Source organism: Oleiphilus sp. HI0080 (assembly GCF_001635135.1).
Map to the genome: position 1 here is coordinate 1 of NZ_LWFU01000393.1, position 8,606 is coordinate 8,606.

Genomic DNA, 8,606 nt, shown 5'->3' on the forward strand with positions numbered 1-8,606 from the left:
AGTCGGCGCGCACATAAACTCCTCAATAACACGCTGTTGGTCCGCAGCCGAAACGCCACTTTTTCGCTCGGCCAAATCAAAGCTGAATGGCGCTACCAATGCCGTTAACTCACTCAAGCCAACAACTGGAACAGACTCAATGAATTCTTCGTTTTCGACCTTAGAAATCACATGTTTCAGAAATGCCAAAAGCACATATACATCAGCAGAAGGTTTTACGAACAAATGCTCGTCAGCAAGCGCGGCCGTTTCTGAACGACGAGGGTCGACAACGACAAACTTTCCGCCGCGTTTTTGAATCGCTTTTAAACGATTCTTTACGTCAGGCACAGTCATCATGCTGCCATTTGATGCTACCGGATTAGCACCGAATATCAGCATATAGTCCGTTCGATCAATATCCGGGACAGGAACAAGAAACTGGTGTCCGAATAGATGCATTGCAACGAAATGATGGGGTAATTGATCTAACGAGGTAGCCGAAAAATTACTTTTCGTAGCTAATGCTTTTCTGAGCAGGCGCCCGTGCGTCAAATTTCCGTAGTTGTGAACGTTGGGATTGCCCGCATACACAGCGACCGAATCATTCCCAAACTTCGCCTGAATCTCGGCTGTGCGCTTTGCTATCTCTTCAAATGCGGCCTGCCAAGAAATCTCTTGCCAGTCCTGACCAACTCGCTTCATTGGTTTTCGCAAACGATCCGGATCCTCATGCAAATCCTGCAAAGCAATCGCTTTAGGGCAGATATGCCCCCGACTGAACGGATCCTCAGGATCACCTTTTATCTCTAGGATCTCCTCACCTTTCGTTTTGATCGTTAAACCGCAAATCGCTTCGCATAAATGACACGCGCGTTTATGGGTAATTATTGCGCCTTCAAGGTCTTGAGCAGTGGACATAAAGAACCTTTGTCTTTTCGTTATTGTTTTGATTTTGTCAGGCTTGACAGTGCCTACTTATAATCGGGACTAAGCCCCACAACCAGATTGTGCCTCAAGCATTGCAGCGACCTCATCCTGATAGCGCTCCTCTACCGGCACAAATGCACCCTTAAGCTCATCATAGGCTTGGACATCACCACTACCGATATCGTAGCACCAGGCATGAATAGCGAGCTTTCCTGTCGCAAACTTCGCTGCAACATGCGGGTGCGTCATAATGTGTTGCTTCTGAATGAGCACATTCTCTTGTACTAAATGCATTAGTTTTTCTGCATCGGACAAACCTTCATACTTTTCATCGACAATTTGCTTTGCGGCAAGCGAAAAAGATAGCCACTGAGCGACATGAGGTAAGCCTCGAACACTATCAGGGTTCATCACACCCTGCATAGCTCCGCAGCCCGAATGACCACATATCACAATATGTTGAATATTTAGTGCGGCAACCGCGTACTCAATAGAGGCCGTCACACCACCAGTTTGATTCGTATGCGGTGGTACGATATTCCCGGCATTTCGAATAATAAAGAGCTCGCCAGGCTCTGTATTTACCAAGAGGTTTGGATCAATCCTAGAGTCGGAACATGTAATAAACAGCGCTTCTGGCGCCTGTCCTTTCGACAACGCCTCGAAGAGTTCGCGCTTTTTCAGGTGCGCTTCACTCTTGAAACGAACGATACCTTCAACGATTTTCGACATCTTATTGCTTACCCATACGGTTTATAAAAACAGAAGCTTGGCCAGGAAATATAGTCTAAACTAGTACTGTTCTTCGGAGTAATGCTTTTTGTCTTTCAAGCTAAAAAGCATGTGGAGAACATGTATCGATACATAATTAATGATGAAGGAATGATCACATGAAGAAACTTATCTTAGGTGCTGTTATCGCTTCTGCTCCAATCGTCGCAATGGCACACCCTGCCGGTTGTGGTTTGGGCACAGCAGTTATTTTCAAATCGCCATCTACATGGGTAGAGCACGTCCTTGCAGCAACCACCAATGGTACTTCTGGCAACCAAACATTTGGTATGACCTCAGGCACACTTGGTTGTGAAGCAGCTGGAGGCCCATTGGCATCAGGTGTTGACTATTTCATCGATGAAAACATCGACATGATCGCTATGGAATCGGCGACTGGTGAAGGCGAAACAATTGACGCTCTCGCTGAAATGATTGGCGTTGCTGACACTGACAAGCGCGCTTTCCGACTTTCACTTCAAAGCAATTTCGATACAATGTTCCCAAGTGAAGATACGTCTTCTGCTCAGGTATATGACGCTATCGTAGATATCATGAGCCATAACGACCGTTTGGCTAAATACCTAGGCTAACTGCCCAGAAAGATATCAAAGCAGCTCCACTATGGAACCTGCTAGCAAACGAGCCCCCAGGGGCTCGTTGACCTTAAGAACCTTTGATTACGTAACAAATTAACTTAAGATCATTCGAATAATAAGCATCACGCTTTACGCTTCTAACAATTACATATCTCAGAGTGCGACAGGGATTTCATGACTGCATTACGTCGTGCACTATGTGCACTTTGCTCGAATATCGCTTGTTCAACCCTACTCCTCGGCCTATTGACAGCACCCGCTGCGTGGTCATCCGAAACCACACCATCGGAAGCACACGGTCAGAACAAACTAGACCAGCTATCTCACGAGCGGCAATGGCTCGATCTCTTGCACTACCACGACGTTGGTATTGTCGGAGATGTGGGCAGCCAAATAGATGATCCAGACTTCTTTCTCAGCCCAGATGGAGCAAGCGACCCAAACGCCGAACTCAAAGCAAGCATCACTGGATTTACAAGCACTGACCCCGACCACGTTCAAAAAAGATGCGCCTATCCTGCTCGCTATTATTGGCTAAAATCCAAACTCGGGGATCACTATTTCGGCGGAGAGACTCCTTGTCCGGAATTTGAGAAGTGGCGCGATGAATTAGCGACCGATGGACTAACGCTGATCTTTCCTGCAGCCTATTTGAACAGCCCTTCGTCCATGTTTGGCCACACGCTAATGCGCTTGGACAGTTCTAATAGCAAAAGTGAACTACTGGCTTACAGTATCAACTATGCGGCAAACGCAGACCCGAATGACAACGAGTTAGTATTCAGCTACAAAGGTCTGACCGGCGGCTATCCAGGCGTATTCTCAGTTCTTCCATATTATGAAAAAGTGAAAGAATACAACTATCTGGAGTCACGGGATGTTTGGGAGTATGAGCTAGATATCACGGCAGATGAGCTAGCGCAGTTTGTCCGTCACGTATGGGAGGTCAAAGATGCCCATTTCAATTATTACTTTTTCACTGAAAACTGCTCTTATCATCTACTTACTTTGCTCGATGCTGCAAGCGATCGCTTTGAACTGTCGAAGGAATTTACGACTGACGTCATACCTGCAGATACCGTTAGAGTACTGAACGAAAAACAACTCATCAAAAAAGCGTCCTTCCGCCCCTCGATGCAAACAACACTGCAGCACCGCTTAGCGTCCAGCAGTAATCAGGCACAGGTTTTAGCAATTGATTTGGTGCAGTACCTGGACACGCCTGTAAGCGAGCTACTAAACGACAGCGCCTTATCTGAGCAAGAACAAGCTCAGGCGCTGGAGCTCTCTGTCTCGCTTGCCAGGTATAAGGCAAAGCAAGACAAAGAAAATGCGTCAAACTACAACAAAAGGAGCATTCGGCTATTGTCCGCTCGGAGCAAGTTGGGTGACATTGAGACGTTTACCGCCACCCCGACTCCAATGATCCGTGACGATGAGGGGCATCGCTCTCATCGCTGGATGGCAAGAGCAGGAGAAGATCAAATAGGCACCTATGTCGGTTTAGACCTCAGAATGTCTTATCACGATTTTCTAGACCCTGTAGCCGGTTACATACCGGGCGCTCAGCTGGAAATCATCCATCTGAAAGCAAAAGCCTATACCGAAAAAGCATCATTACAAATAGAGGAGTTTCGCGCGATCGATATTGCCTCTTTCTCTCCGCGCGATGGCTTCATCAAACCAATTTCTTGGTTTGTGTCGACAGGGCTCACTCGAAACGAACATCAAATAGATGAACTTATGCCCTATCTCAAAGCCGGACCCGGTGTAAGTTATGGTCTGGCTTCCGCGGGAGGCATATCACTTATAGGCTCAGGTTTATTGAGCACCCGTGCTTTTGTGGACAACGACCTTGATAAGGGATTTGTCCTCGAATCGGGCCCTAAGGTGCAACTTTCCTTACAACATCCAGACATTTCTATCCAGACATACTGGGAACGCCACTATAAACTTGCGGGCGCAGACCTAGACCAACAGAAAGCCTTTTTGGGAATCGGTCACGGAATAACAAACTCCACGAGCCTTCGCATCGGAGCCAGCTATACCGAGACCGATTTGGATGATGGCGCACGCCTCTACGACACAAGTGGCGAGTTAGGCTTCGCATGGTATTTTTAATTCGCTTCACGCTGGCTTTTGCTCTCTTGGCTAGCCTCTCTGCGTGCAGTAGCTTATCAGGCTTTCTATTTTTCCCTCACGAAGGGCATTATCAAACTCCCGAAGGCCTTGGTGTCGATTACAAAACAATACACCTCGACTCCGAAGGTTTTCAGCTCGAGAATTGGCTTTTGTTGCCAAAGGAACACGTAGCACCAAAGGGCACAGTTCTTTACCTACACGGTAATGGGGAAAATATCAGCACGCACATGAATTCTGTTGCTTGGCTAACCCTTGAGGGCTACAAGGTTTTCCTACTTGATTATCGAGGTTACGGAAACTCCGAGGGCGCATCAACGTTGCGCTCCGCGCTCTATGATGTGTTTCAGGCTCATCTTTGGCTTAGTAAACACGAAGAAACCCCGCTATTTCTATTTGGCCAAAGTATGGGAGGCGCGCTAGCAATCACCTATTCCGCCAACATTAATGAGCTAGAGAAGAGCGAATTGGCACCTATTCGCGCATTGATTACAGAATCTTCGCCGGCTGATTGGCCGCAAGTAGCAAGGGAGGCAATGCGAAACCACTGGCTGACATGGCTAGTACAGATACCCGCAAGCTTCATTGAAAGTAAATACAACCCCGAAGATCACATAGGCCAACTGGCGGGATTACCTATCCTACTGATGCATAGCAAACAGGACCCGATCGTACGTTATGCACATTTAGAACAATTACTAACAGCAGCAGATAAAGCTGGTGTTCATATCGAAACTTATCAAACGCTGGGAGGCCATACTCAAGGTCTTGCTTACGAGCAAGCGCGCAAACGCTTTATTGAGTTCATTCAAAACGTAGAGCCAAAATGAGCAAAGCGTTCATGAGCTTACAGCGCGCCACGGGTTCTCTAGCTTAAGCTGAATTTTAGATTACCCCATCCAATCACGCATCGCTGCAATTTTAAACTGCTGACCATCCTTCTCAAACACAACATGCTGTTCGCCAATCGACAGCAGCGTCATGCCCTGGAACGCTTGCCCTTCACGAAGGTAGATATTGTTAATCATAACCCTGCGTGCCGAGGGCGCGGAACTGTAGATATGACTATTGAAGGTAAGCTTTGAGACTTTTGGTCGAGTTCTCTGATCGAGTTCTTCAAGATAGAGAACATCTTCGTAAGGATCAATGCTCTCGCTTTCCACACCTTGATCTTCTACATTTGCTAACTCTGAAGACTGAACAGGAGCCGCATCAAGCGGCACATCGGATACGACTACGCGCGCGTCGCTGACGATTGCAGCGGACGCGGACTGGCTCTGAGAAAGTCTTTTAGACTTTGGCTCGATCAGCTCAAATTGCTCTTCAAAAGGTACCGTTGAGGGCTTTTCAACAGACACCGCTGAAGGCTCTCCAGCAGAAACCGTTGAGGACTCTACAATAGGCAGTAAAGCTTCCCCCGTAGCTGCAGCAGATTCTAAATCAAGCCCTTGTTCACTGCGTGCCGTCTGAACGACTTCGGTATTCGAGCCCTCAATGACTGCATCGTCTTTCGTTTGCGGGATAATCGCTGACTCAGCAACAAGCTTGGGTTCCACTAGCGCAGAAGAACGGCTTTCGCGCAGCTGGGTCGTCGAGGAATCAACGGACAAAGGAAGTGTATCCTCGTTAGACAAAGCCAATTTCACCGTCGATTTTGTATCTGGAACTGTCACCGAAAGAAGATTGTTTCGCGCGCCAGATCCCATGCCCCTCTCTATAGAGTCGTCGGCCTGAACAGTGACATTATCCGCTGAATTCGAAAAGTGGATATAGAGAAATACTAGTGCATTCAATAGCAGCACTAACACTAGCAATACAAGCCAAGGGGACTTTCGTTCCTTTCTCATGTACAAAAGATTTTGGTCTTTTCGAAAAGAAGGTAACTCGCCTTGCTTTCGTTCATGCTCCGAACGTTCAAGTGCATCGAGAATATACGACATAGGCGTTAAGACTTCCCGAGCAGTTTTGGAGTGCGCACATCCAAAATATTATTCATTTGTATCAGCGTCATGCTTCCCGCTATCCCATCAGGTACGAGGCCCATTGAACGTTGAAATTCAACGACCTTCTCTTGCAATGACAAGCCTTCAAGCTCTGGGTTTATCTGGGTTAATCCTTGCTGAAGCCAATCATCCTCTTTCGGCTGGCCGGGATTTATGATCCCAGACTTATAGGGTGGCAACTTCCACACAACGGAATATTCTCCGAGCCAAAATCGGTCAATCTCGTCAAGGGTTGTTTTAAAAAACTCTCCGCCATGCGCGACATAGGCCTCTTCACCTTCAATCTTTAATAAGGCCAAGTGTATTTTCTGTCCATTATCGTTAAACAGGGTGAGCACGGCAGGACGATCAATTCTAAGTAAACTACGCCAGTTTCCTTGTTTGTGAAGACATCCAAGCCCATTCAATTCAGCAAAATCACAAGCCAATCGAAACGGCGTATCACTATAGTTCAAATTCCAAGCCTCAAACACCGATTGAAAAGCCTGTAACTTATCTTTTGCGCCGCGCTCTCGCTCGCCTAGCCCAGAAAACAAGACCTCCCCTGGAGCCGCCGGCGAAGCATCGGAGGGCTGTTCTGATACAGCGCTAAACAATCTCGTATCAGGGCTTGGCGCTTCGACATAAGCAACTAAAGACTCGGGATTTGTCGACAGCGCGTTCGCAAAATCGTTTATATAGTCCATATTGGGAGAATCAGCTTGCTCGTCCTTTCGCGGAGGAACAACCACTGGGCCAAGTTCGCTGGGCGCAGGCCAAGCTAACATGGTCTGCACCGTCTCTTGGGTTTCTGGGCTCGTGCTGATATCAATGACAGACTGGCCTGCATCTTCAGAAAGCTCCATTGGAGAGGCGACATCTGGGTTCTGCTGAGTCTGAACGTCTGACGTCGCTGTCACCGCGTCATCAAAAGGATTAAATGCGTTAAGCAACGGCTTCGACCACAATCCCAACCCAACAAACAAGACGACAGCGAGACTTGCACCGATAACACGATAACCGTAGTTGTGAATAAATTTATCCCAAGCAGAGCCAGATTCGCCCTGAATTTCGTAATGAGCGCGTTTGATATGGCTCGGCTCTACGGTTTCTGCATGTGTTGCATATGCACCTAGCATGGCTCGGTCTGCGAGCAGATTAATAAGTCGCGGAATACCACCGCTGAGTTTATAAAGCTGTTTAACAGCCTTGTCTGAGAATAATCTTGGCCTGCGACCAGCGACGGCTAGTCGGCAGGCGACATAGGCACCAACTTCGACACGATTAAGCTCTTGAAGATGGTAGCGAGCAGTAATGCGCTGTGCGAGCTGACGCAACTGTTTCTGTGCGAGCATTTCGCGTAGTTCAGGCTGACCCAAGAGAATAATTTGCAACAATTTTTTCTCAGAAGTCTCTAGGTTGGTTAACAAGCGCAGCTGCTCGAGCACGTCTGGCTCAAGGTTTTGCGCCTCATCGATTATCAGCACAGGATGGCGCTGATCAGCATGAGCAGAGAGCAGGTAATCATTAATCGCATCATTTAAGGCTTTGACCGATGCAGATGCGTCGTACTGAATATGGAATTCGTCACAAATCGTCGCGAGCAACTCATGCGCAGAAAGCTTTGGATTTACGATGAACGCAACGTCTGTATTCGCTGGCACTTGATTGAGAAAGCACCGACATATCGTTGTTTTACCCGTTCCCACCTCACCTGTGAGAACTATAAAACCGCCCTGACCTTGAACGCCGTAGAGCAAGTGCGCCAACGCCTCTCTGTGACGTTCGCTCATAAACAGGTATCGAGGGTCGGGCGCAATGGAAAACGGAGGTTCCGTTAACCCGAAATAGTCTAGATACATGAAACCCCAGTGCCAACATTGTTATTTAATTAACAAAGGGTAACGAAAAGCGCTCGGTCAAGCAATAACTCTTAACGTTGCTCTGTGCGCTCGTACCGACTTCTTTAGATCGCTAATGCATTGCTCGAGCGTCTTACTAATTTTCGCATGCGTATTGATCATTGCCAGGCGCGGCCATGTCGCTCTCTCTCCTTGTAGCATCAACTCTGAAATAAACTCGCTACTTGGATTCGAAAGCACGCCTGCATAATGTTTAAGCTTATAGCGTGGTGAGAGGGTCACATCGCCCTTGTAACTCTGAGAAAGCAACGAATACATTTGGCCTGAAGTTTGTCGAACGATGG

The 8,606-nt window shown here is 47.6% G+C and carries 7 protein-coding genes and 1 pseudogene; 3 read left to right on the plus strand and 5 right to left on the minus strand.

The features are described 5' to 3' along the window. Both A3751_RS06870 and A3751_RS06875 read right to left on the minus strand, forming a co-directional pair. A partial coding sequence (locus A3751_RS06870; protein WP_156492295.1) for a molybdopterin-dependent oxidoreductase occupies positions 1-900 on the minus strand: 900 nt, incomplete at its 3' end. A 69-nt stretch (positions 901-969) separates the two neighbouring features. After that, positions 970-1,641, minus strand: a complete 672-nt coding sequence (locus A3751_RS06875; protein ID WP_068453708.1) for a carbonic anhydrase — start codon at positions 1,639-1,641, stop codon at positions 970-972. 158 nt (positions 1,642-1,799) lie between these two features. Between A3751_RS06875 and A3751_RS06880 the strand changes: the two genes are divergently transcribed. The 3 genes from A3751_RS06880 to A3751_RS06890 all read left to right on the plus strand — a co-directional run bounded on the left by A3751_RS06880 (position 1,800) and on the right by A3751_RS06890 (position 5,248). After that, on the plus strand, positions 1,800-2,273 hold the full coding sequence (locus A3751_RS06880; RefSeq protein WP_068453710.1) for a DUF3015 family protein: 474 nt from the start codon (positions 1,800-1,802) through the stop codon (positions 2,271-2,273). A gap of 180 nt (positions 2,274-2,453) precedes the next feature. Continuing rightward, positions 2,454-4,400 (plus strand): DUF4105 domain-containing protein, encoded by a 1,947-nt coding sequence (locus tag A3751_RS06885; protein ID WP_068453712.1) that lies wholly within the window; start codon positions 2,454-2,456, stop codon positions 4,398-4,400. Next, complete coding sequence (locus tag A3751_RS06890; protein ID WP_068453716.1) at positions 4,388-5,248, plus strand: alpha/beta hydrolase; 861 nt, start codon at positions 4,388-4,390, stop codon at positions 5,246-5,248. The genes A3751_RS06885 and A3751_RS06890 overlap by 13 nt, the downstream gene beginning before the upstream one ends. A gap of 60 nt (positions 5,249-5,308) precedes the next feature. On the opposite strand, the gene A3751_RS06895 is transcribed toward A3751_RS06890, so the two are convergent. The 3 genes and pseudogenes from A3751_RS06895 to A3751_RS23440 all read right to left on the minus strand — a co-directional run. Next, entirely contained in the window at positions 5,309-6,358 is a 1,050-nt protein-coding gene (locus tag A3751_RS06895) for a general secretion pathway protein GspB (RefSeq protein WP_068453718.1), read from the minus strand. Between the two features lie 5 nt (positions 6,359-6,363). Further along, positions 6,364-8,193, minus strand: coding sequence for an ExeA family protein (locus A3751_RS23765; protein WP_304439012.1), 1,830 nt, complete (start codon positions 8,191-8,193; stop codon positions 6,364-6,366). Positions 8,194-8,319: 126 nt separating this feature from the next. Beyond that, positions 8,320-8,606: pseudogene (locus tag A3751_RS23440) on the minus strand (DUF3336 domain-containing protein); the annotation flags it as partial.

Bases quoted from the DNA above. Each gene is read 5' to 3' on its own strand.
- A3751_RS06875 (WP_068453708.1), bottom strand. From the start codon at position 1,641: ATGTCGAAAATCGTTGAAGGTATCGTTCGTTTCAAGAGTGAAGCGCAC.
- A3751_RS06880 (WP_068453710.1), top strand. From the start codon at position 1,800: ATGAAGAAACTTATCTTAGGTGCTGTTATCGCTTCTGCTCCAATCGTC.
- A3751_RS06885 (WP_068453712.1), top strand. From the start codon at position 2,454: ATGACTGCATTACGTCGTGCACTATGTGCACTTTGCTCGAATATCGCT.
- A3751_RS06890 (WP_068453716.1), top strand. From the start codon at position 4,388: ATGGTATTTTTAATTCGCTTCACGCTGGCTTTTGCTCTCTTGGCTAGC.
- A3751_RS06895 (WP_068453718.1), bottom strand. From the start codon at position 6,358: ATGTCGTATATTCTCGATGCACTTGAACGTTCGGAGCATGAACGAAAG.
- A3751_RS23765 (WP_304439012.1), bottom strand. From the start codon at position 8,193: ATGAGCGAACGTCACAGAGAGGCGTTGGCGCACTTGCTCTACGGCGTT.